Origin of the sequence: Kingella denitrificans ATCC 33394 (assembly GCF_000190695.1) — a bacterium.
Taxonomy (GTDB): Bacteria; Pseudomonadota; Gammaproteobacteria; order Burkholderiales; family Neisseriaceae; genus Kingella_A; species Kingella_A denitrificans.
On the sequence record NZ_GL870929.1, the window covers coordinates 864,925 to 886,785 of the forward strand.

Below are 21,861 nucleotides of genomic sequence, written 5' to 3' on the forward strand. Positions count from 1 at the left end.
ACGGCATTACCAGAAACAACTGTTGTAGCGGCCGGATTTCAGTATCCGAATTTTTCCCTGACGACACCCACATCAACACCAAATTTAACCGCTACGGTGCATTGTTCCTCATAATTTACCTCCATAAAACATTATTTCGGAACAGATGATCTGAAAAAAATCAGCTTAACATCCACTTGTTTTGTTAAATTTAATTTAGCCTCATAATTTAATACCACCTCCCCTCTTTTTAAATTAACATAGAATGTACTATAGTAATTTTTCTTATTAATACTGCTGACAACATACGGCGTCAAGAAATCACCACCTTGAGTAATAACAGAATTATTTTTCTCATTGATTAAGGAGTAACTAATAAAAACTTCTTTTGGGAATTTAAACATAAGATAATTTTGATTAGCATCCAAATAATCACCCTCTAGCCCATCTAGCTCTACACCAAATCTATAAAATCCATCTTTAGGTATTAATATTTTTTCAGAGCGACGAACATTAGAATCCTTACTGCTATTTATTACTAACGAATAGACCGGTGTAGAAAACTCATCAGAATCACCCTTATCTGTGATTTTCTTATACAGAAAAATACATATCGCAGAAGAAATTAGTATAGATAATGTTATGAAAGACACGATAATTTTCATTTTTCTCATTATGATTTCACCCTATTGAACATAAATGTACGATTATACAGATACTACACTACATATACCTATGATATAAATACAAATAAACTGTAGTTAATTACATCTCCACTTTGCACTCATACATAATTAACAACGTACTTCATCTTTCAAATTCCGTCAAGAACCGCTTATTATCTTTAAATTCACTTAAGAATATGAATCATATTTAAGCTATCAAAATACAGAAATTACATTGTGTCCATGCCCCATAGTGGGTAACAGCATAACTAGGCATCGTTGCATCAGTCTGAAAGATCACACGGAACCCAGCTCAAAGCACATCATTTTAACCGCATAACGCGGACACATAAAAAGCAGCCTGCACCTTATTTTTCAAAGTGCAGGCTGCTTTTGCGTTGAGTGCGCAGGCTCAATGCGTTTCGGACAACACGGCCGCAATCACTTCCCGCGCCCCGTCGTCCGACAGTTTTTTTGCCACCGCCCGTCCCAGCGCGTCCGCATAAGGCGCGGGTGCTTGCGCGTTTGCCGTCATCACCACGGAACCGTCGGGATGCGCCACCAGGCCGTGCAGCGTCAGCAGGCCATATTCGTCTGCCGTGCAATACGCGCCCAGCGGCACTTGGCAGCTGCCGCCCAACGCCCGTGCCAGCGCACGCTCGGCGGTAACGCAGGCGGCGGTTTGCGCATGGTTGAGCGGCAAAAGGATGTCCACCAAATCGGTGCGGTGCGCGGCAATTTCGATGCCCAACGCGCCCTGCCCCGCTGCCGGCAAACTGTCGGACGGCGGCAGCAGGTTGCGGATGCGGCCGTGCAACTGCAAACGTTCCAAACCGGCGGCCGCCAGAATAATTGCGTCATAATCGCCGTTGTCCAGTTTGGCCAGACGGGTTTGCACGTTGCCGCGCAATGGTTTCACTTGCAAATGAGGGAAACGCGCGCGCAACTGGGCTTCGCGGCGCAGGCTGGATGTGCCGACCACCGCGCCTTCGGGCAATTCTTCCAGCCGTTCGAAGCGGTTGGACACCAGCGCGTCAAACGGGTTGGCGCGCTCGCCCACCGCCACCAGAACAAAGCCTTCGGGCAAATCCATCGGCACATCTTTAAGCGAATGCACCGCCAAATCGGCACGGTTTTCCTGCAATGCGGTTTCCAGCTCTTTGATAAACAGGCCTTTGCCGCCGATTTTGGACAGGGTTTTGTCCAAAATCTGGTCGCCCTGCGTGGTCATGCCCAAAATATCGACCGTGCAGCTTGGATACAGCGCCTGCAATTTTGCCTGAATGTGTTCGGCCTGCCACATGGCCAATGCGCTTTCGCGGCTGGCAATGGTGAGTTTTTGCGGAATGTTCATGGTGTTTCCTGTGGGATTTCAAACGGTGCCGCAAAAAGCAGCCTGCACGCCGGTGGGGAAAGTGCAGGCTGCTTTTTTGGCGTTAAATTAAATGGATGACGGTTATTCCGGCTGAATCGGCATGTCGATGCGATACAGGATTTTCTGCGTGCCGGCATTGAGCAAATCGGCCAGCGTATAATTGTCCAAATGCATAAGGAAAAGTTTCAGGCCGGAGTTTAAAATATTGGCCAGGCGGCAATGCGGCGAAATGATGCATTCGTTGTTTTCGCCGAAGCATTCGGCAATCACCATCGGCTCGGTCAGCCGCACCACGTCGCCCACGCGTATCTGTTCGGGCTCTTTGCCCAAGCGCAATCCGCCGCCTTTGCCGCGCACGCTGTGCAAAAAGCCGCCTTTCACCAATGCGGTCACCACTTTCATTAAATGGCTTTTGGAAATGTCGTAGGTTTTTGCAATTTCGGCAATATTGACCAAGCCTTCGTTGTTGATGGCGGTATAAATTAACACGCGCAGGGCATAATCGGTTTGTTGTGTCAGGTGCATGATAATGGTCTGTGATGTAAAATCATTCAATATAGCGAATCCGCTATACAATATGCAGGCTGCTTTTGGAATCCGGACGCGCCTGTGCGCCCTTTTGGCCGCTATTATACTTTAAAGAAACGAATCACAATCCAGAAAGAAGAGTAAAAAAATGAAACGCCATCCTTTGCTGATTGAACTTTCCCAAGAACACCACCACACGCTGGCTTTGTGCGTGCGGATTCTGCGCGCGCCGGAAACCGACCACCGCCACGACATTACCGAGCATTTCATCGATTTGGAAAAACATTTCGCCAAAGAAGAAACCATGTTTGCGCCATTGTGGGACAAGCTGGACCGTGCCGATTTGCGCAGCCGATTCGAGCAGGAACATGCACGCCTGCGCGAACTCTTCCACCACGCCCAATGGAACGATGCGGCATGGAACACCGAATTTGCCACCTTGCTGCGCGACCATGCCCGCTTTGAAGAACGCGAACTCTTCCCCGCGCTGGAAGAACACGCCCTGCCGCCCGCCTGACGGCAAAAAGCAGCCTGCACCTTTGACCAATCCGACCGAAAGCCGCCCATGACCCGCCGCCGCTGTTTTTTATTGCTGACCATCCTGTTTTCCCTGCTGTTCATCGCACTGGTGGCCGCAGGCAGCTACCTGCTGTCGATTTACAGCAAATCGTTCGGCGTGGCCGCCTTCTTGTTCGCCTTTGCCGCCGCCTTCGGGCAAATCACCTCGTTGGCCTTCTACATACGCCAAGTGGCACGCGATAAAATGCTGCCTCCCACCAACCCGTCGCCCTAAACCGCCATGACCGAAGCCTTCTTCCATACCGACTGCCCCAGCTGCGGCGCACCCGTCGAACTCCACTCGGCCACCGCCGTAACCGTGGTGTGTTCATATTGCAACAGCATGCTGGTCTATCAAGACAGCAGCCTGCGCGATACGGGGCGCGACAGTGCCGTCCTGCATGATTTTTCGCCCATACAAATCGGCACAACCGGCGTTTGGCAAAAAATCCCGTTTGCCGTCATCGGGCGACTCAAAGCGCAATACGATGCCGGCGAATGGAACGAATGGTGGATACGCTTCCAAGACGGCAGCGACGGCTGGCTGTCCGAAGCCGGCGATTTATACGTCCTCGTCCGCGCCGTTCAGCTTTCCGAAACCCTGCCCGAATTTGACAGTATCCGCGCCGCCGAAACCCTGCTCACCATACAAGGCAAAAATTTCATTGCCGCCGACGTGCGCGAAATCGTGCTGGAACGCGCCCAAGTACAGGGCGAACTGCCCTTCGCCGTGCCGGAACGTTTGGAGAACCGCGTGGCAGACTTCCGCAGCGGCGAACATTTCCTCACGCTGGACTATGCCGACACGCCGCCCGCCGCATTCTTGGGCAGCACCGTATCACTGGATAATTTATCGCTCCAATTCACGCGCGATGCCGAACAAATCCGACAAAGTGCAGGCTGCCTGCGCGGCTCGCGGCAAGCGGAAAAATGTCCGCACTGCGGTTCGAGTATCCAGTGGATTGGCGGATTGACCAACCACGTAATCTGCCCCAGCTGCCGCAGCGAAATCGAAATGAGCGAAGGCAAGGTGCAGCTGCGCGCCGCCGGCATCATGCGCGATGCCCAACAAGAAGCCCTGCCGCTGCCCTTGGGCACGAAAGGCACGCTGTACGGCAAATCCTATACCGTAATCGGCGCGGTGTACCGCGATGAAATTTCCGGCGACGACGCACGCCTGCTCATGGGCGGTTTTTCGCCGCGCAACGGCATCGTGCCGCAAGGCTGGTGGCGCGAATATCTGCTGTATTCGACACAACACGGCTTTGCATGGCTGGTGGAAACCGAAGACGGCTGGAAACTGTCGCAAACGCAGGCTGCTTTTCCGCCCATGAACCAGCACGGCGAGCCGCAGCAAGGCCGGTTTTTATACGATTACGGCGGCCGCGTCGGCTTTGCGGCAGGCGCGTTTTACTGGCAAATCCACGCGGGCGATACGCAGATTTACCGCGACTACGAAACCGGCAAAGGCATTTTGTCCGCCGAAATTTCCAACCACGAGATGGCATGGAGTTTAAGCACGCCCGTTCCGCGCAATGTGCTGGCCAACGCGTTCAATTTGAAAGTGAACAACCTGCTTTCCCGCGACCAAACGCCCGTGGACGAGGATGACGGAACCGTCTCCACCACCCTGCGGCTCACCGCCATCGGGTTGTTTCTCTTCTGGAATTTGGGTGCATGGACGAATATGTTGCCTGCACAGCTCGTGCCTTCGCTGATTTGTTCCTTAATTATTGTGATTTTGCTGTGGCGCATATAATAGCCAAAACGAAAGTATTTATTTATGAGTAGATTAACTTATATCATCTGCGCCATTCTTCTGATATTACTGGGTACGATAATCAACTATATGATGATTACGGATGGCGACAACAGCAGCGGTAGCCGCGGATACAGCGGTAGCGGCAGTGGAAGCAGCAGCTCCTACGGCGGATACGGCGGCTTTTCGGGCGGGCACAAATAATGGCCGAAACGCTGTATCTGCCCGGTCAGCACGGCTTGCTGGATTTGTACGGCTGCCCGCCGGAACTCCTGTCCGACCCAAGCAGCCTGCAACGCGCCCTTGAACACGCCGCGCATTTGGCCAACGCCACCATTTTGTTCAGCCACTTCCACCATTTCGGCGAAGGCGGCGGCGTGACCGGCGTGCTGCTGCTGGCAGAATCGCACATCAGCATCCACACCTGGGCGGAGCACCGCTTTGCCGCCGTCGATATTTTCCTGTGCGGGCAAAAAAATCCGCAAACCGCCGCACAATTCCTACAACAGGCATTACACGCCGAACACGCCGTCTGGCATTGCCGCGCACGCGGCACACACATCACCGCATCATGACCCGAAACCGTTTCTGGCTGCTTCTGTGCTGCTTAATGCTCAATGCCTGCCGCAGCCTGCCCAACTTGGATGACCGCGAAACCAGCCTTTACATCCCCACCCAAAGCGCACCGCGGCTCGAACAAGCCCTCAACCTGCCTGCCGCCGCTTCCGAAGCATCCGCACCCCAACCGACCGAAACAGAACCGAACGACGACCAGAACACTGTCTATCCAAACACCGCCTATCCGGCCGACGTGCAGCTGCTCAATGGTGCACGCGCCGCCTATCACGCACGCGCGGTTTTGCTCGACAACGCCGCCGTTTCGATTGATGCGCAATATTATATTTGGCGCGACGACACCTCCGGTCTGGCATTGCTGCAAAAGCTCTGGCAGGCGGCAGAACGCGGCGTGCGCGTGCGCCTGCTGCTGGACGATAACAACACGCACGGCATGGACGCCATTCTGTCCGCGCTCAACAGCCACCCCAATATCCAAATCCGCCTATTCAACCCATTTTTATACCGCAAATGGCGGTTTATCGGCTATCTGACCGATTTTTCGCGACTGAACCGCCGGATGCACAACAAAGCCCTGATTGCCGACAACCGCGTCAGCATTATCGGCGGGCGCAATATCGGCGACGAATATTTCGACATCCACCGCGAACACACCTTTGCCGACACCGACGTGATGGTGAGCGGCGCCATCGTGCCGCAGATTTCGCAGGACTTCGACCGTTATTGGCAAAGCCATTCCGCCTATCCGTTGGAACGCATCGTCCGCCGTGCAGATATCTCTGCCGGGCTGGAACGGCTCAAAAGCAGCCTGCACCCTGCCGCCGCCAACAATGCCGATGACGATGCGTCCGCACTGCGCCTGATTCCGCATATCCGCGCCACCACCGAACTGATTAGCGACGACCCCGCCAAAGCATTGAACCGCAGGACACGGGTCGATATTGCCGAAAGCATGCAGGCTGCTTTGGGCGAACCCAAACGCGAAATTTATCTGGTCAGCCCGTATTTCGTACCCACCCGCACCGGCATCCAAGTCTTCCGCCAACTGAGCGGGCAAGGCGTGCGTACCACCGTGTTCACCAATTCGCTGAACGCCACCGACGTGGCCGCCGTGCATTCGGGCTATACCCGCTACCGCCGCGCCCTGTTGCACGCCGGCGTGCAATTATATGAATTCAAAGGCGACACCGCCGTCAAAGGCCTGCGCGACCGGGGCCTGACCGGTAGCTCCATCACCAGCCTGCACGCCAAAACCTTCATCATCGACCAAGAACGCGTCTTCATCGGCTCGTTCAACCTCGACCCGCGCTCCGCCCGACTCAACACCGAAATGGGACTGGTCATCCACTCCCCCGCGCTGGCGCAACTGATGCAGGGCGAATTGCAGCGCACCGCCGAATCCGGCGCCTACCACGTCCGGCTCGACCCGCAAGGCCGCATGCAATGGTACGACCCGCAAACACAGTCCGCCAGCCCGAAAGAACCCGACGCACCGCTGTGGAAACGCCTGTTGAGCAAAATTTTCTCCTGGCTGCCGATCGAACGGCTGCTGTGAATGCCAAAAGCAGCCTGCACCCTTGGCAAAACCCGAAGCGGCAGCATTGCGAAACCGCCGAATGAAAATAGACCGAAAGCAGCCTGCACGTCCGGATAACGCATCCGCAAGGTGTTCATGGCGTTGCGCCGCCATACCCACGCTTGGGGTAGCTGCCCGCCCCGCAGGCTGCTTTTCCAAGCCCGCAGCCCGACCTCCCCCGCTTCTGAAAGAGAGTTTTCTGCGGGCAGCGCAAACCCCATTGCCGAACAGCGGTGGTTTTGTCCCGCAGCGGATTGGAACGTGCAGGCTGCTTTTGCCATGTGCGGCCGCCCCCAAGCGCGGGTATGGCGGCGCAACGCCATGAACACCGCCCGAACACAGCCCCTTCGCCAAAAGCAGCCTGCACCCCGAAACCGAACCCCATCCCGTTATGATGCCCACCCTGCTCCTCGTCCGCCCCGAAAACCGCCAAGCCGAAGACCGCCGCATTGCAGAGCGCGCCGGTTGGAACGTGCTGCCCTTCGCCCCCGTCCGCCTGGCCGCCGACCCAACCCTGCCCGAACAACTCGCCGCCTGCCTGCCTGATGCCGCCGCCGTGTTCTGGGTCAGCCCCACCGCCGTGGAAATGGCCGCGCCGCACCTCCGCACGCACACCGGTATCGTCGTCCATATCGCCGTCGGCCAAGCCACCGCGCGCGCATTGGAACGTGCAGGCTGCTTTCCCGTTCACGCGCCCGCACAACAGAACGACAGCGAAGCCGTTTTAACCCTGCCCGTGTGGCAGCAACTGCCGCCGCATTCAGGCATCGTCATCATCCGCGGGCAAAGCGGCCGCGAATATCTGGCCGAGCAACTGCGCCTGCGCGGCTTCCGCGTACACGCCGCCGCCGCCTACCAAAGCATTGCCCTGCCGCTGGATTGGCCGGCCTTCATGCGGCAAAATGTGCAGGCTGCCTGGGTTACCTCCTCTGAAATGGCGCGCGCACTCTTTACACAAGCACCGTCAGCGTGTACGCAAAAGCTCAAATCCTTGCTATACTTAACCCATCATGAACGCATTGCCCGAACATTGCAGCAATACGGCGCGGCCAAAGTGTCGGTTTACCCGAATCTGGCCGCCGCCTTACACGGCAATGCCCCAAACGTTTACACGGAGACCCTCCCATGACCGAAGCGCAACAACCCCAAAAACCTGAAGAAAACGCTGAAAACACACCGACAATGCCCAACGAAAACGAATCCTCCGCTGTGCCTGAGGAAGAGGTGCAGGCTGCTTCTTCTGCCGCACCCGCGCCAACCTCCGCACCCATTGTGATTGAGCAAAAAGCATCCGGCGGCAAAGGCTTGGCGGTGGGCGCGCTGGTGCTGTCCTTGCTGGGGCTGGGCGCCAGCGGCTTCCTGTTCGTGCAGGGGCAAAATCTGCTGAACACGCAAAAACTGCAACTGGAACAAGAATTGGACAAAGCCGGACTGGGCAACAGCCAAAATGCCGTCCTGCTGCAAAACACCTTGTTGCGCCAAGAAAAAATCGAACAGGAACTGGCCAAAATATCCACCATGCAACAGCAAAGCCAGCAGTCGTTGGAAAGCGTGCAACGCGCATACGGCGAATTGCTCAAAGGCCGCGTGAACTGGCTGGTGGACGAAGTGGAAGTGACGCTGAACCTCGCATCGCAACAACTGCTGCTGTCGGGCAACATCCCTGTCGCCATCAACGTGCTGGAAAGCCTGGAACAGCGGTTGAGCCGCTTCGAGCAACCCGAACTGCTGCCGATTCAACAAGCCGTCAGCCAAGATTTGGCGGCATTGAAAAACCGCCCATACCTGAACATCCCCGCCACCACGCTGCACTTGGAACGCCTGCAAAATGCAATTCCAAGCTTGCCTTTGCTGGTGGACGGCACGCTGAAAGAAGGCAATACCGCGCCCGAACCCGTTTCTCAAGCCGGCAACTGGTGGACGCGTACGGTGGACAGCACCGTGAGCCTGCTCAAAAGCATGGTGGAAGTGCGTAAATTAGACAACAACGATGCCATGCTCATCGCCCCCGAACAAGCCTATTTCGTGCGCGAAAACCTGCGCCTGTACCTGCTGGATGCGCGCTTGGCACTGTTGCAGCACAACGGTGAAATCTACCAAAACGATTTGAACGCGGTCGAAGCCACCGTGAAGCAGTATTACGATGTGCAGTCTGCCGCCACCCAAGCATGGCTGAAAGAGTTGAACGAACTGAAAAACCTGGAAATCCGCATGATTGGTGATGACGTGCTCAAAGCCAGCATTTCTGCAGTACGCACATACCAAAACAATGCCCGCACCGCCATGCCTGTGGACTTGCCGGCCGTTGAACCGCGCGCCGCTTCAACGCCTGCCGCAACACCAGTGCAGGCTGCTTCTTCCGCTGCCGCACAAACACCTTCCCAAGCCAGCCAGCCGGCACCGAAAGCCGCCAGCGAAGCCGCTTCCGCACCCGCCGCCGCGCCTGCCCCTGCAAAATCGGCCAGCCAACCTGAAACTGCCCGTAAAGGGGGTGCGGTATGAAACAGCTGCTGTGGATTATCATCTTATTCGCGCTGGCCATCGGTGTAGCCATTGCCACACGCACCTACACGGGCAACGTGTATCTGGTCATCGAACACACCATGATTCGCGTGAACCTGCACCTGTTCGTGCTGGGTTTGGTGGCTTCCGTGGTGGCGCTGTATATATTGGTGCGCCTGATTGCCGGCATTTTGAGCACGCCCGACAAGCTGAGCCGCTTCGGCGTGGGCAGGCGCAACCGCAAAGCCACCCAATCGCTCAACGCAGCCGGCTTGGCGTATTTTGAAGGCAAATTCCAAGAAGCCCAAGCGCAGGCCGATAAAGTGTTGGCCAACAAAGAAGCGGGCGACAAACGCATTTTGGCATTGATGCTAGCGGCACACGCGGCCGACCAAAGCGGTAATGCCGAAGCACGCGACCAATACCTGCACGACATTGAAAAACTGCCCGAAAAAACACAGCTGTCGCGCCATCTGCTGCTGGCGGAAAGCGCCATCAACCAGCAAAATGACGAAGAAGCGGAAAACCACCTGAAAGCGGCGGCGCAAATCAATCCGCGCCTGACCCGATTGGTGCGCCTGCAACTGCGCCATGCGCTGGACAAAGGCAACGCACTGGAAATTCTGGACAAAGTGGACAAACTGCGCCGCGCGGGGGCAATGAACGACAACGAGGCCGAGCAGCTCTCCGAACGCGCCTATGCCCAATTATTGTCGCTAGCGCAAGATGCGGCCGGTTTGAAAGCCTGCCTGAAACGCATTCCCGATTCGCTGAAAGCAGGCGCGCTCAGTGCCGCCATCGCGCAAAAATACGCGGAATTGGGCCTGTACGACAAAGCAGTCGCCTGGGTAAACCAATATTATCCGCAAAACCACCGCGCCGATTTGCTGTCCGTTTTTGTGCAAAGCGCGCAATATTTGGACGAATACGGCCAGCAAAAAGCCATTGACACGGCCGATGCCTGGCTGCGCCAAAATCCGAACGACCCGAAACTGTTGGCCGCGCTGGGCGATTTGGCCTACCACCGCCAATTATGGGGCAAGGCGCAAGGCTATCTGGAAGCCAGCCTGCGTTTGGAACCCACCGTGCATGCGCGTTTGACGCTGGCCAAAGTCTTCGAGCAAAGCCAGCGCCACAACGACGCGCAAGAACAGCGCCGTTTGGCATTGTCCGCCATGGACGAAACGGCCGAACACTAAACGGCCCATCGGGTGCAGGCTGCTTTTTCGTTGCCGCGATAAAAGCAGCCTGCACTTTTTTCACTATCCCAAAATACTCATAAAATCAGAAAGAACACCATGTCCGAACCCATCCGACTCTCCAAACAAATGGCGCAACTGGGCCTGTGCTCGCGCCGCGAAGCCGACCACTACATCGAACAAGGCTGGGTGAAGGTCAATGGCGAAGTAGCTGTGCTGGGACAGAAAGTGCTGCCCGGCGACCGCATCGATTTGGACAAAAACGCCCACCAACAACAGGCAGGGCGCGTGACCGTGCTGCTCAACAAACCCGTGGGCTACGTCAGCGGGCAGCCGGAAAAAGGCTATAAGGCGGCCGTGGAACTGATTACGCCGGAAAACCATTGGGAGGGCGACCAAAGCCGCATTGCCTTCCAACCGCAGCATTTGCGCGGATTGGCGCCGGCCGGCCGGCTGGACATCGACTCGGTGGGGCTGCTGGTGCTGACGCAAGACGGCCGCGTGGCCAAGCAGTTGGTCGGCGAACAAGATTCGCGCGAAAAAGAATATCTGGTGCGCGTGCGCGGCAAAATCATCGAAAACGGCTTGAATTTGCTCAACCACGGCCTGCATTTGGACGGCCAGTCACTGCGCCCCGCCAAAGTGAGCTGGCAGAACGAAGACCAACTGCGCTTTATCCTGACGCAGGGCAAAAAACGCCAAATCCGCCGCATGTGCGAACTGGTGGGGCTGCGTGTGGTCGGTTTAAAGCGCGTCCGCATCGGGCGGATTAAGCTGGGCGCGCTGCCGCCGGGCAAATGGCGTTATCTGTCGCCCGACGAGCGGTTTTAACGGCATGACACGGATACAAAACAGAATATTGCCCGACAACCGCGCAGAAACGAGTGAAAAAGCAGCCTGCACTTCCATCCTTCCAAGTGCAGGCTGCTTTCGTTTGCCCGCTGCTTATAACTTCGGGCAATTTCCCATAAAATGAATCGTTCTTTCACAAAAAACCGCGCATTTGATACAGTCCGTCAATTTTATAGCGGATTAAAATAAAATGAGACAAGGCGGCGAGCCGCAAGGCGTACAGGTGGTACGTCAAGGCGAGCCAACGCCGTATCATTGCAATTTTAATCCACGATAACCATCACCCACAAGGACGGCCCATGAACCCAGTCAAACCCGAGCATTTGCGCGACTTTTATCCCCATGAAATCTTGCAGGATTCCTTGCAGAAATCGCAGGCCAAATCAGGCTCAAGCCTGAAAACGCTGGCCATTTTGAGCTTTTTGGGCGGCGGTTACGTCGGCTTCGGCTATCTGGCGTTTTTAAAAGTGGTGACCGGCATTCCGCCCGAATGGTCAGGGCTGGGCAACCTGCTGGGTGCTTCGGTATTCCCCATCTGCCTGATTTGCATCCTGATTGGCGGCGGCGAGCTGGCCACGGGCAACATGATGCTGATGGGGCTGGGCTGGTTCGGCAAAAAAATCAACATCTCCCACCTGATGCGCAACTGGCTGATTGTGAGCCTCGGCAATTTGGCCGGTGCTTTGTTTATGGCGTATTTCCTCGGCCATTACGTGGGTCTGACCGAAGGCGTGGCGGCCGCCAAAACCATCGCCATCGCCGAAGCCAAAGTCGGCATGAGTTTCGGCCGTTCGTTCATCTCCGCCATCGCCTGCAACTGGATGGTGTGCATGGGCATTTGGTTTTATTTCGGCGCGAAGCAGACTTCCGGGCGGATTCTGGCCATGTGGTTTCCCGTGATGACGTTCGTGCTGATTGGCCTACAACACTTTGTGGCCAATATGTTCATCATTCCCGCCGGTATTTTTGCGGGCGCGAATGTGTCATGGGGGCAGTTTTTCGCCAACATGATTCCCGTGTTTTTGGGCAACGTGGCGGGCGGTACGGCGTTTGTGGCCGCGTCCTATCTGCATGCCTACAAACATTTGCTGAAAGACGATTACTCCATCTGACCAACACGAAAAAGCAGCCTGCACCCCATGTTCAAAGGTGCAGGCTGCTTTTTTCACCGTATTTTCAACGAATCTGCCAATCAATCGGCGCCAATCCGTGCGCCTGCAAATACGCATTGGCCTGCGAAAAATGGCGGCAGCCGAAAAAGCCGCGATAAGCCGACAACGGTGAAGGATGCGGCGCTCGCAGCACCAAATGGCGCGATTCGTCCAGCCAGGCCGCTTTTTTCTGCGCGTGGCTGCCCCAAAGCAGGAACACCAAATGGCTGCCGTATTCGTTCAGCGCACGAATCACCGTGTCCGTGAACGTTTCCCAGCCCAAGCCAGCGTGAGAATGCGCCTGATGCGCGCGCACCGTCAAAACCGTGTTCAGCAGCAAAACGCCCTGCTCCGCCCAATCCGTCAGGCAGCCGTGCGCCGGCATTTGAAAACCGGCAATATCGTTCGACAACTCTTTGTATATATTCGCCAAAGATGGCGGAATATCGCAGCCTTTCTGCACCGAAAACGCCAAACCGTGCGCCTGATGCTCGTTGTGGTACGGGTCTTGCCCCAAAATCACCACCTTTACCTTGTCCCACGGCGTGTAGCGGAACGCATTAAACACCTCTTTTTCGGGCGGATACACGGTCTGCCCTGCCGCGCGTTCCGCACGCACCTGCTGCAACACGGCCTGGAAATACGGCTTTTGCTTTTCCTGCCCCAATACGTCTGTCCATGTTTTCATCCTGTCCTCCTGCTGTTTGGCCATTGAAAAGCAGCCTGCACTTCCGTTTTCAAAGTGCAGGCTGCTTTTTGTGTCGGGCGGCAGGACATTGCTAAAGTGTGCCCTGCCGGTTCGGACAGACGGTTAGAAACCGCCCATGCCGCCCATTCCACCCATGCCGCCCATATCAGGCATTGCAGCAGGTTTGTCTTCTGGAATATCGGCAATCATGCACTCGGTGGTCAGCATCAGACCCGCGATAGACGCAGCGTGTTGCAATGCGGAACGCGTTACTTTGGCGGGGTCGAGCACGCCCATTTGAATCATGTCGCCGTAAGTATCGCTACCGGCGTTGTAACCGAAATTGTCTTTGCCTTCCAAGACTTTGTTCACCACCACGCTTGGCTCGCCGCCGGCATTGGCCACGATTTGGCGCAGCGGCGCTTCAATCGCGCGCAGCACGATTTTCACGCCGGCTTCTTGGTCGGCATTGGCAGTTTCCACCGATTTCAACGCCGCACGCGCACGCAGCAGAGCCACGCCGCCGCCGGCCACCACGCCTTCTTCAACGGCGGCACGGGTGGCGTGCAGCGCGTCGTCCACGCGGTCTTTTTTCTCTTTCATTTCCACTTCGGTGGCCGCGCCCACTTTAATCACTGCCACGCCGCCGGCCAGTTTAGCCACGCGCTCTTGCAGTTTTTCTTTGTCGTAGTCGCTGGTGGCCACGTCAATTTGTTTGCGGATTTCGCCCACACGCGCTTCAACAGCGGATTTGTCGCCGTATCCGTCGATGATGGTGGTGTTTTCTTTGGAGATTTCAATGCGTTTGGCTTGACCCAAGTGTTCCAAAGTTGCCTGTTCCAAAGTCAGGCCGATTTCTTCGGCAATCACGGTGCCACCGGTCAGGATGGCGATGTCTTGCAGCATGGCTTTGCGGCGGTCGCCGAAGCCCGGTGCTTTCACGGCCACGGTTTTCAGAATGCCGCGGATGCTGTTCACCACCAAAGTCGCTAAGGCTTCGCCTTCCACGTCTTCCGCAATAATCAGCAATGGGCGGCTGGTTTTCGCCACTTGTTCCAGCACGGGCAGCAAATCGCGGATGTTGCTGATTTTTTTGTCAAACAGCAACACGAACGGGTTGTCCAAACCGGCGATTTGTTTTTCCACATCGTTCACGAAGTAAGGCGACAGGTAGCCGCGGTCGAACTGCATACCTTTCACCACTTCCAATTCGTTTTCCAGCGATTTGCCGTCTTCAACGGTAATTACGCCTTCTTTGCCCACTTCCTGCATTGCGTCTGCAATGATTTTGCCGACTTGTTCGTCAGAGTTGGCGGAGATGGCGCCCACTTGCGCGATTTGCTCGTAGGTTTCGCAGGGTTTGGAAATGTTGGCCAATTCGCCCACCAGTGCGTTCACGGCTTTGTCGATGCCGCGTTTCAGGTCGGTCGGGTTCATGCCGGCGGTAACGTATTTCATGCCTTCGGACACAATAGCTTGTGCCAAAACAGTTGCCGTAGTCGTACCGTCGCCGGCCACATCGTTGGTTTTGGACGCCACTTCTTTCAGCATTTGCGCGCCCATGTTTTCAAATTTGTCTTTCAATTCGATTTCTTTGGCTACGGTCACGCCGTCTTTGGTGATGTGCGGGCCGCCGAACGAACGGTCAAGCACCACGTTGCGGCCTTTGGGGCCCAGGGTAACTTTCACCGCGTTGGCCAACACGTTCACGCCGTTGACCATTTTTTGACGCACTTCTGTGCCAAATTGAACTTCTTTTGCTGCCATGATTGGTTTCCTTATGAAATGAAAAAATGAATGTTTACAAAAAATCAGATGCTTTCAGGCTGCCTGAATGGTGCAGGCTGCTTTTCGTACAGCGCATAAATTGGGTTGCCGAACGTGATATTCAAGTTCCGCAACGGCAAACTTTATTGCGCTGCGCCCACCATCGCCAAAAATTCGGCTTCGGTCAGCTTGGGCGTGTCGTTTGCCAAATCGTAATACGGGGCTTTGCAGTCGATGAAGATTTGCGACGCGGTGCGGAAGCCTGCATTGTCGGCAAACAGACCGGCGTTGATGTAGTAATCGTTGCCGACCTGCACGAACAGGTGCGTGCCGCATTCTTTGCAGAAGCAGCGTTGCGCCCATTCGGACGATGCGTAACGCCCGATGTGTTCGCTGCCTGAAATTTCGGGCGACTGTGCCGTCAGCGTGAACGATGCGCCGCCGTTCCAAGTACGGCATTTGCCGCAGTGGCAGGCGTGCAGTTCGTGTGTTTCGGGCACTTCCAGCGTTACCGCGCCGCATAAACATTGTGCGTGCATAGTGTGTTTCCTGTATTAAAACTGGGTCGAACGGGTGCAGGCTGCTTTTATTCCAAGCCCATCTGTTTCGCGAGTTCGGCATCCAGCGCCTGTGATTTGGCAAAGGCGGGACGTGCCGCGTGGCGTTTCATAAACGCGCCCAATTCGCTGTCCATATCCAACACCTGCGCCCGCATAATGCCCCACGCAATCAGGCCGCTCAAATACAGGTCCAGCGCGGTGAAATGGTTGCCCAATGCATATTCTTTGCCGTGCAGAAACTTAGTTAGCGTGGCGACAACTTCGTCAAAGCTGCCGTAGCCGATGCTGCGCTTGCGTTCCGGTGTTTCGGGAATGCCGTGCCATTTGTCCATGAAGGCGTATTCGGCGTGCATGGCGAACATCAGCCAGCGGTAAAACTCGCCGCGTTCTGCGGTACCGACAGCGGGAATCAGGTTTTTCTCGGGGAAGAGTTCCGCCAGAAAAGTTATCAGTGCGGCGGTTTCGGTGATCACCGCGTCGCCGTATTTCACCGCAGGCAGCTTGCCCATGGGATTGACGGCGAGATAGTCGGCGGATTTGGTGCCGTTTTCGCCGAAAGGCACGGGGACAACTTCATAATCCGCGCCGCATTCTTCCAGCAGCCAGCGGATAATCCGGCCGCGCGAATTGGGGTTGGTATAAAGCGTGATTTTTTTCATTTCATAAACTCCTGATTAAATTTTGAAACAGACGTGCAGGCTGCCTGAAACTTATTCCACGATGCCGAAGATGTCTTCTTCGCGCATCACCAGCAGTTCCACGCCGTCGGCTTTCACGGTTTGGCCGCTGTATTTGCCGAAAATCACTTTGTCGCCCACTTTCACGTCCAAAGCTCGGCGGCTGCCGTCTTTACCGATTTTGCCCGCACCCACGGCGATGACTTCGCCCATGTCGGGTTTTTCGGTGGCGGAAGGGGCAAGGATGATGCCGGACGAGGTTTTTTCTTCGGCTTCCAAGCGTTTGATAACGACGCGGTCGTGTAACGGACGAATGTTCATAAATAGCTCCCAAAAATAAAATTGACGAAAAAAAGTACAGTAATACACTGTATGGCTGCTAGATAAAGGCAGCCTGCACAAAGTTCAAGACAGGCGGCGCATTTTTTTTGCGATGGATAGGTAAGCATTTAAACCAAAAGGAAATATTAAAGTGCAGACTGCTTTTTCAGAGCCGAAAAGCAGCCTGCACCCGCCCAAAATCGCTTGCATACCGTTTCCTACTGTATAATCCCGCGCAATCTATTGAATTAAAGGAATCACCATGAAACTGGACAACGAGCGCAGCAGCAACAACATCGAAGACCGACGCGGTTCCGGCTCGGGCGGCGGCGGTGGCGGCGGAAAAATCGGTGGTATTGCCGGCCTGATTATCATGCTGGTCGGCGCGTATTACGGCATCGATTTGAGCGGTCTGGCCGGCGGCATGGCCGTACAGCAGACACAGCCGCAACAACAGCAGAGTCGCCCCGTTTACGCCAGCCGCGAAGAAGAACAACTGAAACAATTTACCCGCAAGATTCTGGCCAACACGGAAGACACATGGGGCGAATATTTCCGCCGCCAAGGCCGCCAATACGTGCAGCCCACCATGGTGCTGTATCGCGGCAGCACCTACACTTCCTGCGGGCAAGGCCAAGCGGCCATGGGCCCGTTCTACTGCCCTGCCGACCAAAAAATCTATTTGGATTTATCGTTTTACGATGACATGAAAAACAAACTCGGCGCGGCGGGCGATGCGGCGTTCGCCTATGTGATTGCCCACGAAGTCGGCCACCATGTGCAAAACCTGACCGGCTCGATGGCACAGGTGAACCGCGCGCGCCAATATGCCGGCGAAAGCGAATCCAACCGCTTGTCGGTCAAGCTCGAATTGCAGGCAGACTGCCTGGCCGGCGTGTGGGCCAACCGCGCGCAAGAACGCCAACTGTTTGAAGAAGGCGATTTGGAAGAAGCCTTTAACGCCGCCGAAGCCGTGGGCGACGACCGCCTGCAAGAGCGCAGCCGCGGTTATGCCGTGCCCGACAGCTTCACGCACGGCACATCCGCCCAGCGCCTACAATGGTTCCGCCGCGGCCTGCAAAGCGGCGACCCCGCGCAATGCAACACGTTCGATTCGTGAGCAGCCGAATCCCCCGATGCCAAAAGCAGCCTGCACTTTGGTTCACGTGCAGGCTGCTTTTTTATCGGCACGCCCCATTGGTGAAAGGCAGCCTGCCGCCGTAAAGAAAAGTTAAACCGTTTTACTCTGCCGATATAAACAGTTACAGTGTCCGCTTCCTTAACACACAACCCGGGAGCATGAAAATGAGTAATTTCGATGAAATCGTAGGCAACGTGAAAAAAGAAGTCGGCGACGCTATCGGCAACAGCAAACTGCAAGCCGAAGGCCTGATTCAAGAAGGCGTGGGCAAAGCCAAAGAAGTTGCCGCCAACTTGGAAAAACAAGCGGCGGATGCACTGGAAAAAGGCAAGGAAACTGCCGAACATCTGGCCGCCGAAGCCAAAGAAAAAGCCGAAAATTTGGTGAACGACATCAAAAGCAAATTTTAATTGAACGGGCAAACCGCCCTGCACAATACAAACAAAGACCACTTGAAGAGATTCAGGTGGTCTTTCTTTTGCCTGTGCGGCGGGATTACAGTTTCCAATCGAATTTCAACACGAAATTGCGTGGCTCGATCAGATAGTTGTTGATGCCGTTCTGCCGGGTTTTCTGGTTTTCATACACGCGCCGGCCGGTCAGGTTGCTGCCAATCAGGCTAAGCTTCATGTTGTCGTTAAAGCTGTATTGCACATTGGCGTTAAGCAGCGCATAACCGCCCTGCTTCACATTGGCCAGGCTGGAGGTTTCGCTTTGTGCGGTTACGCCGCCGCCAATCGTCCATTTATTTGCCGCACCGGGCAGGCGGTAGCTGGTGTAGAGGCGGAACATATGGCGCGGCGTGTGTTTGCTGAAATTGGTGCCCGCAGGAATCGCGCCGCGGTTTTCGGCATCCAGATATTTGCTGTTGTTCAGCGTGTAGCCTGCAAACAGCTGCCAATCGTCCGTCAGCTTGCCGGAAATTTCCATATCCACGCCGCGGCTGCGCACACGGCCCACCGGCTCGTAATACCAGCGCGACATGATATTGTCGTACACCTGAACGCTGCGGTTTTTCTGCACAATGTTGAACAAGGCCACGGAAGCATTCAGTTTGCCTTGATACCATTCACCCTTCCAGCCGATTTCATAATTGTTGCCCAATACCGGCGGAAGATAGCGTTCGTGGCGGTCTTTGTAGCCGTTCGGTTTGAAAATGCTGGTGTAGCTGGCGTATATGCTGTGATGCGGCGTGATGTCGTAAGTGATGCCGAAATACGGAATAAAGCGGTGGTGTTTGCGGCGGGTCACACTATCCGGATCGTTATCCACCGCGCCACTGGTATAGTGGTAATCCACCACGGATTTGGTGGTCATATTGGTATAGCGCGTGCCGGCCAAAATGTGCAGTTTTTCGGTGGGGTTGAAGCGTGTGCCGGCCATGAGGGAATGGCTGCGCTCGGTATTATCGTAATCCCACAACATCCACGGTGTGCCCGCATACCAGTTCGGCTCGGCCACTTCGTTGCCCCGGAAAGCAGACGGGTCGTAAGACTGAAGATGGCGGAACTGGCGGCGTTCGCCACCGCCGCTTTTGTGGTTATAGGTATAGCCGAAGAACACATCGTGTTCCTGCCCCAACAGGCGGTATTTGCCGTTCAGATTGGTTTTGATGGTGAACTGCTTTTCGTTGCGGTCATACCGGCCGAGCCAGCCGGAAGGCAGAACGCCGCCGGTTGTCCAGCCTGCATAGGAAGTATTGCCGCTGTAAATGCCGCCGTTGCGTTTCAAAGAATGGTTGTTGTTGTAATTGAGTGCTCCGGTCAGTTTCCAATCATCGGAAAAATGGTGCTCCACTTCGGCAAACAGGTTGATTTTACGGGCCCTGTTACGGCTCCAATCATAGCTGAGGAAAGTGTCGCGCGGCAGGCCGGAATCGCTGCCGTTCACGCCCATCGGAATGCCCCAGTCGTCTGGTGTGGATATTTTGCGTTGATACAGCCCGCCCCAAGTGAGCTTGGTATTCTCGCCCAACTGTGCATCCATCACGCCGTATAAAGTGAATGTGTTGCCCGCCGCGCTGTCTTTGAAGCTGCCGTCTCTACTGGCCACACCCACCACTCGGCCGCGCAGGGTTTTTGCTTCGTTCAGTGAACCCGAAGCGTCAATCGTGGCGCGTGCCGTGCCAAAGCGGTTAAACATCAAATCGCCTTGAATTTGGGTTTGCGAAGTTGGGCGTTTGCGCACGGCATTGACTGTACCACCCGGCTCGCCGTTGGCTTGGGTAAGCCCCGTGGCACCGCGCACCACTTCGATATGGTCGTACACCGCCAAATCGGTCGATGACTGCGCATCGTACATCGGGTTGGCTACTGCACCGGGCACTACGCTGCTGATGCCGTCTTCTTCAATCTGGTCAATATAGAAACCGCGAGATTGGAAGCGCGCCGTACCGGTATCGCGGATAACGTTGATGCCCGTGGTGGTTTTCAGCGCATCTTCCATGCTGGTGATGCCTTGGTCGCTCATCTGCCGTTTAGTAATCACACTCACCGACTGCGGCGTTTCCTTGGGCGACAGCGAAAGCCCCGTGGTGGTGCGCATGGCGGAAGTGGTGTAGCTGTTTCGGTTTTCAGTGCGCGTGTTGCGGTTGCGGGCGGTCACTTGGACGGTTTCCAAGCTGGTGGCTTCCGCCTTGCTGCCTGCATTAATGGTTTCATCTGCGTATGCGGATACCGAACCGGTCAGCATGGTGGCAATCAAGGTCAGTTTGAATGAATGTTGCATGAAGATTTTCTCAAAATAAATTTGCAAAGGTTAAAAGAACGCGGGCAATTATATTTCTTTGTTAATTTAATGCAAATGATTTTTATTTTATTAAAGAATAGGCCATGATTTAAAACGAAAATACAACACAGCCCAGAAAATCAATCATTTCTCCCAATGCTGTTAATGACCAAGCGAACGCAATATATAGCGGATTAAAATAAAAATGATGCAAGGCGTACAAGTAGTACGTCGAGGCGAGCCAACGCCGTAGCATTGCGATGTTAATCCGCTATAAAAAGCAGCCTGCACACTCGGAAACCAAGGTGCAGGCTGCTTTTGAGTTTATGAAATGAAAACGGCGGCGTGCTTTAAAAAGCAGCCTGCACCGCCTGCCGCTGCAATTCGCTCAATTCGCGGATGCCTTTCTGCCCCAGCGCAACCAGTTGCTGTAATTCGTCCATGCCGAACGCCGCGCCTTCCGCCGTGCCTTGGATTTCGATGATTTTGTCGGCATTGAGCATGACCAGGTTGATGTCGCTGTCGCAGCCGGAATCTTCGGGATAATCCAAATCCAGCAGCGGCACGCCGCCCACCACGCCCACGGAAATGGCGGCCACGCTGCCCACCAGCGGGTTTTCAGCGATTCTGCCATCGGCCAGCAGTTTGCGTACGGCGATTTGCAGTGCGACAAATGCGCCGGTAATGCTGGCGGTGCGCGTGCCGCCGTCCGCCTGAATCACGTCGCAGTCGATTAGGATTTGCCGTTCGCCCAGCTTCGTCATGTCCACGGCGGCGCGCAGGCTGCGTCCGATGAGCCGCTGGATTTCCTGCGTGCGCCCGGACTGTTTGCCGGCGGCGGCTTCGCGTTTCATGCGCGATTGGGTGGAGGCGGGCAGCATGCCGTATTCTGCCGTGACCCAGCCCTGCCCTTTGCCGCGCAAAAACGGTGGGATGTTTTCGTCTATCGTGGCGGTGCAGATGACTTTGGTGTTGCCGCAGGCCATCAGCACGGAGCCGTCGGCGTGCGGCAGGAAGTTCGGTGTGATGGTGATGGGGCGCAATGCGTCTGTGGCGCGGTCGGTGCGTTGGTATGCCATGATATGTCCTTGGAATTGCGAATGAATGGGTGGATGAATGAAAATGGAAACGGTGCAGGCTGCTTTTTTCGCTTTCAAAAGCAGCCTGCACTTTGGAATGGGCGGCAAACGGTGGGCTGCGGCGGCGTGGGTATGGCGGCGCAACGCCATGCCAACCGTCAAAGTTCAGCCGGATTGGAGG

24 protein-coding genes are annotated in these 21,861 nt (G+C 55.3%); 14 read left to right on the forward strand and 10 right to left on the reverse strand.

What is annotated here, in order from left to right; translation table 11 throughout:
* Positions 1 to 131 precede the first annotated feature (131 nt).
* From HMPREF9098_RS04295 to HMPREF9098_RS04305, 3 genes are all read right to left on the reverse strand, one after another.
* The gene (locus tag HMPREF9098_RS04295; RefSeq protein ID WP_147285394.1) at positions 132 to 632 is read right to left on the reverse strand and encodes a hypothetical protein; all 501 of its coding nucleotides are present in this window, start codon (positions 630 to 632) and stop codon (positions 132 to 134) included.
* 424 nt (positions 633 to 1,056) lie between these two features.
* A complete protein-coding gene (gene hemC / locus HMPREF9098_RS04300; RefSeq protein WP_003782357.1) occupies positions 1,057 to 1,998 on the reverse strand; it encodes a hydroxymethylbilane synthase in 942 nt (313 codons plus the stop codon).
* 102 nt (positions 1,999 to 2,100) lie between these two features.
* The gene (locus tag HMPREF9098_RS04305; protein WP_040564258.1) at positions 2,101 to 2,544 is read right to left on the reverse strand and encodes an RrF2 family transcriptional regulator; all 444 of its coding nucleotides are present in this window, start codon (positions 2,542 to 2,544) and stop codon (positions 2,101 to 2,103) included.
* Between the two features lie 151 nt (positions 2,545 to 2,695).
* Here HMPREF9098_RS04305 and HMPREF9098_RS04310 point away from each other — a divergent pair, with 151 nt between their 5' ends.
* The 12 genes from HMPREF9098_RS04310 (at position 2,696) to HMPREF9098_RS04355 (ending at position 12,681) form a co-directional block, all read left to right on the forward strand.
* A complete protein-coding gene (locus tag HMPREF9098_RS04310; protein WP_003782361.1) occupies positions 2,696 to 3,064 on the forward strand; it encodes a hemerythrin domain-containing protein in 369 nt (122 codons plus the stop codon).
* 48 nt (positions 3,065 to 3,112) lie between these two features.
* Positions 3,113 to 3,340, forward strand: a complete 228-nt coding sequence (locus HMPREF9098_RS04315; RefSeq protein ID WP_003782362.1) for an NGO_0222 family membrane protein — start codon at positions 3,113 to 3,115, stop codon at positions 3,338 to 3,340.
* Between the two features lie 6 nt (positions 3,341 to 3,346).
* Positions 3,347 to 4,864 (forward strand): DUF4178 domain-containing protein, encoded by a 1,518-nt coding sequence (locus tag HMPREF9098_RS04320; protein WP_232617958.1) that lies wholly within the window; start codon positions 3,347 to 3,349, stop codon positions 4,862 to 4,864.
* Positions 4,865 to 4,888: 24 nt separating this feature from the next.
* Positions 4,889 to 5,068, forward strand: a complete 180-nt coding sequence (locus HMPREF9098_RS12210) for a hypothetical protein (protein ID WP_003782364.1) — start codon at positions 4,889 to 4,891, stop codon at positions 5,066 to 5,068.
* Complete coding sequence (gene speD, locus HMPREF9098_RS04325) at positions 5,068 to 5,439, forward strand: adenosylmethionine decarboxylase (protein WP_003782365.1); 372 nt, start codon at positions 5,068 to 5,070, stop codon at positions 5,437 to 5,439. The genes HMPREF9098_RS12210 and speD overlap by 1 nt, the downstream gene beginning before the upstream one ends.
* Positions 5,436 to 6,995, forward strand: a complete 1,560-nt coding sequence (locus HMPREF9098_RS04330) for a phospholipase D family protein (protein WP_003782366.1) — start codon at positions 5,436 to 5,438, stop codon at positions 6,993 to 6,995. The genes speD and HMPREF9098_RS04330 overlap by 4 nt, the downstream gene beginning before the upstream one ends.
* 260 nt (positions 6,996 to 7,255) lie before the next feature.
* The gene (locus tag HMPREF9098_RS11685; RefSeq protein ID WP_155803279.1) at positions 7,256 to 7,411 is read left to right on the forward strand and encodes a hypothetical protein; all 156 of its coding nucleotides are present in this window, start codon (positions 7,256 to 7,258) and stop codon (positions 7,409 to 7,411) included.
* Positions 7,408 to 8,145 (forward strand): uroporphyrinogen-III synthase, encoded by a 738-nt coding sequence (locus HMPREF9098_RS04335; RefSeq protein WP_003782367.1) that lies wholly within the window; start codon positions 7,408 to 7,410, stop codon positions 8,143 to 8,145. The genes HMPREF9098_RS11685 and HMPREF9098_RS04335 overlap by 4 nt, the downstream gene beginning before the upstream one ends.
* Entirely contained in the window at positions 8,142 to 9,518 is a 1,377-nt protein-coding gene (locus HMPREF9098_RS04340; RefSeq protein ID WP_003782368.1) for a uroporphyrinogen-III C-methyltransferase, read from the forward strand. Before HMPREF9098_RS04335 ends, HMPREF9098_RS04340 begins: the two co-directional genes overlap by 4 nt.
* Positions 9,515 to 10,717, forward strand: a complete 1,203-nt coding sequence (locus tag HMPREF9098_RS04345; protein ID WP_003782369.1) for a heme biosynthesis HemY N-terminal domain-containing protein — start codon at positions 9,515 to 9,517, stop codon at positions 10,715 to 10,717. Before HMPREF9098_RS04340 ends, HMPREF9098_RS04345 begins: the two co-directional genes overlap by 4 nt.
* 99 nt (positions 10,718 to 10,816) lie before the next feature.
* A complete protein-coding gene (locus tag HMPREF9098_RS04350; protein ID WP_003782371.1) occupies positions 10,817 to 11,548 on the forward strand; it encodes a pseudouridine synthase in 732 nt (243 codons plus the stop codon).
* A gap of 320 nt (positions 11,549 to 11,868) precedes the next feature.
* Positions 11,869 to 12,681 (forward strand): formate/nitrite transporter family protein, encoded by an 813-nt coding sequence (locus HMPREF9098_RS04355; RefSeq protein ID WP_003782373.1) that lies wholly within the window; start codon positions 11,869 to 11,871, stop codon positions 12,679 to 12,681.
* A 64-nt stretch (positions 12,682 to 12,745) separates the two neighbouring features.
* On the opposite strand, the gene ung is transcribed toward HMPREF9098_RS04355, so the two are convergent.
* The 5 genes from ung to HMPREF9098_RS04380 all read right to left on the reverse strand — a co-directional run bounded on the left by ung (position 12,746) and on the right by HMPREF9098_RS04380 (position 16,733).
* The gene (gene ung, locus HMPREF9098_RS04360) at positions 12,746 to 13,408 is read right to left on the reverse strand and encodes a uracil-DNA glycosylase (protein ID WP_040564259.1); all 663 of its coding nucleotides are present in this window, start codon (positions 13,406 to 13,408) and stop codon (positions 12,746 to 12,748) included.
* 123 nt (positions 13,409 to 13,531) lie between these two features.
* The gene (groL, locus tag HMPREF9098_RS04365) at positions 13,532 to 15,175 is read right to left on the reverse strand and encodes a chaperonin GroEL (RefSeq protein ID WP_003782376.1); all 1,644 of its coding nucleotides are present in this window, start codon (positions 15,173 to 15,175) and stop codon (positions 13,532 to 13,534) included.
* 143 nt (positions 15,176 to 15,318) lie between these two features.
* Entirely contained in the window at positions 15,319 to 15,714 is a 396-nt protein-coding gene (locus HMPREF9098_RS04370) for a GFA family protein (protein ID WP_003782377.1), read from the reverse strand.
* Between the two features lie 47 nt (positions 15,715 to 15,761).
* A complete protein-coding gene (locus HMPREF9098_RS04375; protein WP_003782378.1) occupies positions 15,762 to 16,394 on the reverse strand; it encodes a glutathione S-transferase family protein in 633 nt (210 codons plus the stop codon).
* A gap of 51 nt (positions 16,395 to 16,445) precedes the next feature.
* Positions 16,446 to 16,733 carry a co-chaperone GroES gene (locus HMPREF9098_RS04380; protein ID WP_003782379.1) on the reverse strand — a complete coding sequence of 96 codons (288 nt, stop codon included), beginning with the start codon at positions 16,731 to 16,733 and terminating at the stop codon, positions 16,446 to 16,448.
* 262 nt (positions 16,734 to 16,995) lie between these two features.
* Between HMPREF9098_RS04380 and ypfJ the strand changes: the two genes are divergently transcribed.
* Together ypfJ and HMPREF9098_RS04390 are read left to right on the forward strand one after the other, a co-directional pair.
* Positions 16,996 to 17,853: a KPN_02809 family neutral zinc metallopeptidase gene (gene ypfJ, locus HMPREF9098_RS04385; RefSeq protein WP_003782381.1), complete on the forward strand. Its 858-nt coding sequence runs from the start codon at positions 16,996 to 16,998 to the stop codon at positions 17,851 to 17,853.
* A gap of 179 nt (positions 17,854 to 18,032) precedes the next feature.
* The gene (locus HMPREF9098_RS04390) at positions 18,033 to 18,284 is read left to right on the forward strand and encodes a CsbD family protein (protein ID WP_003782382.1); all 252 of its coding nucleotides are present in this window, start codon (positions 18,033 to 18,035) and stop codon (positions 18,282 to 18,284) included.
* 85 nt (positions 18,285 to 18,369) lie between these two features.
* Here HMPREF9098_RS04390 and HMPREF9098_RS04395 read toward each other — a convergent pair whose 3' ends face one another.
* Together HMPREF9098_RS04395 and rph are read right to left on the reverse strand one after the other, a co-directional pair.
* Positions 18,370 to 20,601: a TonB-dependent siderophore receptor gene (locus HMPREF9098_RS04395; RefSeq protein ID WP_040564713.1), complete on the reverse strand. Its 2,232-nt coding sequence runs from the start codon at positions 20,599 to 20,601 to the stop codon at positions 18,370 to 18,372.
* Between the two features lie 350 nt (positions 20,602 to 20,951).
* Entirely contained in the window at positions 20,952 to 21,680 is a 729-nt protein-coding gene (rph, locus tag HMPREF9098_RS04400) for a ribonuclease PH (protein WP_040564714.1), read from the reverse strand.
* Positions 21,681 to 21,861: the final 181 nt, after the last annotated feature.

Excerpts from the sequence above, each read along its gene's own strand:
- rph (WP_040564714.1), bottom strand. The coding sequence starts at position 21,680 with ATGGCATACCAACGCACCGACCGCGCCACAGACGCATTGCGCCCCATC.
- HMPREF9098_RS04335 (WP_003782367.1), top strand. The coding sequence starts at position 7,408 with ATGATGCCCACCCTGCTCCTCGTCCGCCCCGAAAACCGCCAAGCCGAA.
- HMPREF9098_RS04380 (WP_003782379.1), bottom strand. The coding sequence starts at position 16,733 with ATGAACATTCGTCCGTTACACGACCGCGTCGTTATCAAACGCTTGGAA.
- HMPREF9098_RS04340 (WP_003782368.1), top strand. The coding sequence starts at position 8,142 with ATGACCGAAGCGCAACAACCCCAAAAACCTGAAGAAAACGCTGAAAAC.
- HMPREF9098_RS04355 (WP_003782373.1), top strand. The coding sequence starts at position 11,869 with ATGAACCCAGTCAAACCCGAGCATTTGCGCGACTTTTATCCCCATGAA.
- ung (WP_040564259.1), bottom strand. The coding sequence starts at position 13,408 with ATGAAAACATGGACAGACGTATTGGGGCAGGAAAAGCAAAAGCCGTAT.
- groL (WP_003782376.1), bottom strand. The coding sequence starts at position 15,175 with ATGGCAGCAAAAGAAGTTCAATTTGGCACAGAAGTGCGTCAAAAAATG.
- HMPREF9098_RS04350 (WP_003782371.1), top strand. The coding sequence starts at position 10,817 with ATGTCCGAACCCATCCGACTCTCCAAACAAATGGCGCAACTGGGCCTG.
- HMPREF9098_RS04310 (WP_003782361.1), top strand. The coding sequence starts at position 2,696 with ATGAAACGCCATCCTTTGCTGATTGAACTTTCCCAAGAACACCACCAC.
- hemC (WP_003782357.1), bottom strand. The coding sequence starts at position 1,998 with ATGAACATTCCGCAAAAACTCACCATTGCCAGCCGCGAAAGCGCATTG.
- HMPREF9098_RS04375 (WP_003782378.1), bottom strand. The coding sequence starts at position 16,394 with ATGAAAAAAATCACGCTTTATACCAACCCCAATTCGCGCGGCCGGATT.
- HMPREF9098_RS04390 (WP_003782382.1), top strand. The coding sequence starts at position 18,033 with ATGAAAATGAGTAATTTCGATGAAATCGTAGGCAACGTGAAAAAAGAA.
- speD (WP_003782365.1), top strand. The coding sequence starts at position 5,068 with ATGGCCGAAACGCTGTATCTGCCCGGTCAGCACGGCTTGCTGGATTTG.
- HMPREF9098_RS04370 (WP_003782377.1), bottom strand. The coding sequence starts at position 15,714 with ATGCACGCACAATGTTTATGCGGCGCGGTAACGCTGGAAGTGCCCGAA.
- HMPREF9098_RS04395 (WP_040564713.1), bottom strand. The coding sequence starts at position 20,601 with ATGCAACATTCATTCAAACTGACCTTGATTGCCACCATGCTGACCGGT.
- HMPREF9098_RS04315 (WP_003782362.1), top strand. The coding sequence starts at position 3,113 with ATGACCCGCCGCCGCTGTTTTTTATTGCTGACCATCCTGTTTTCCCTG.
- ypfJ (WP_003782381.1), top strand. The coding sequence starts at position 16,996 with ATGAAACTGGACAACGAGCGCAGCAGCAACAACATCGAAGACCGACGC.
- HMPREF9098_RS04345 (WP_003782369.1), top strand. The coding sequence starts at position 9,515 with ATGAAACAGCTGCTGTGGATTATCATCTTATTCGCGCTGGCCATCGGT.
- HMPREF9098_RS12210 (WP_003782364.1), top strand. The coding sequence starts at position 4,889 with ATGAGTAGATTAACTTATATCATCTGCGCCATTCTTCTGATATTACTG.
- HMPREF9098_RS04330 (WP_003782366.1), top strand. The coding sequence starts at position 5,436 with ATGACCCGAAACCGTTTCTGGCTGCTTCTGTGCTGCTTAATGCTCAAT.
- HMPREF9098_RS04320 (WP_232617958.1), top strand. The coding sequence starts at position 3,347 with ATGACCGAAGCCTTCTTCCATACCGACTGCCCCAGCTGCGGCGCACCC.
- HMPREF9098_RS04305 (WP_040564258.1), bottom strand. The coding sequence starts at position 2,544 with ATGCACCTGACACAACAAACCGATTATGCCCTGCGCGTGTTAATTTAT.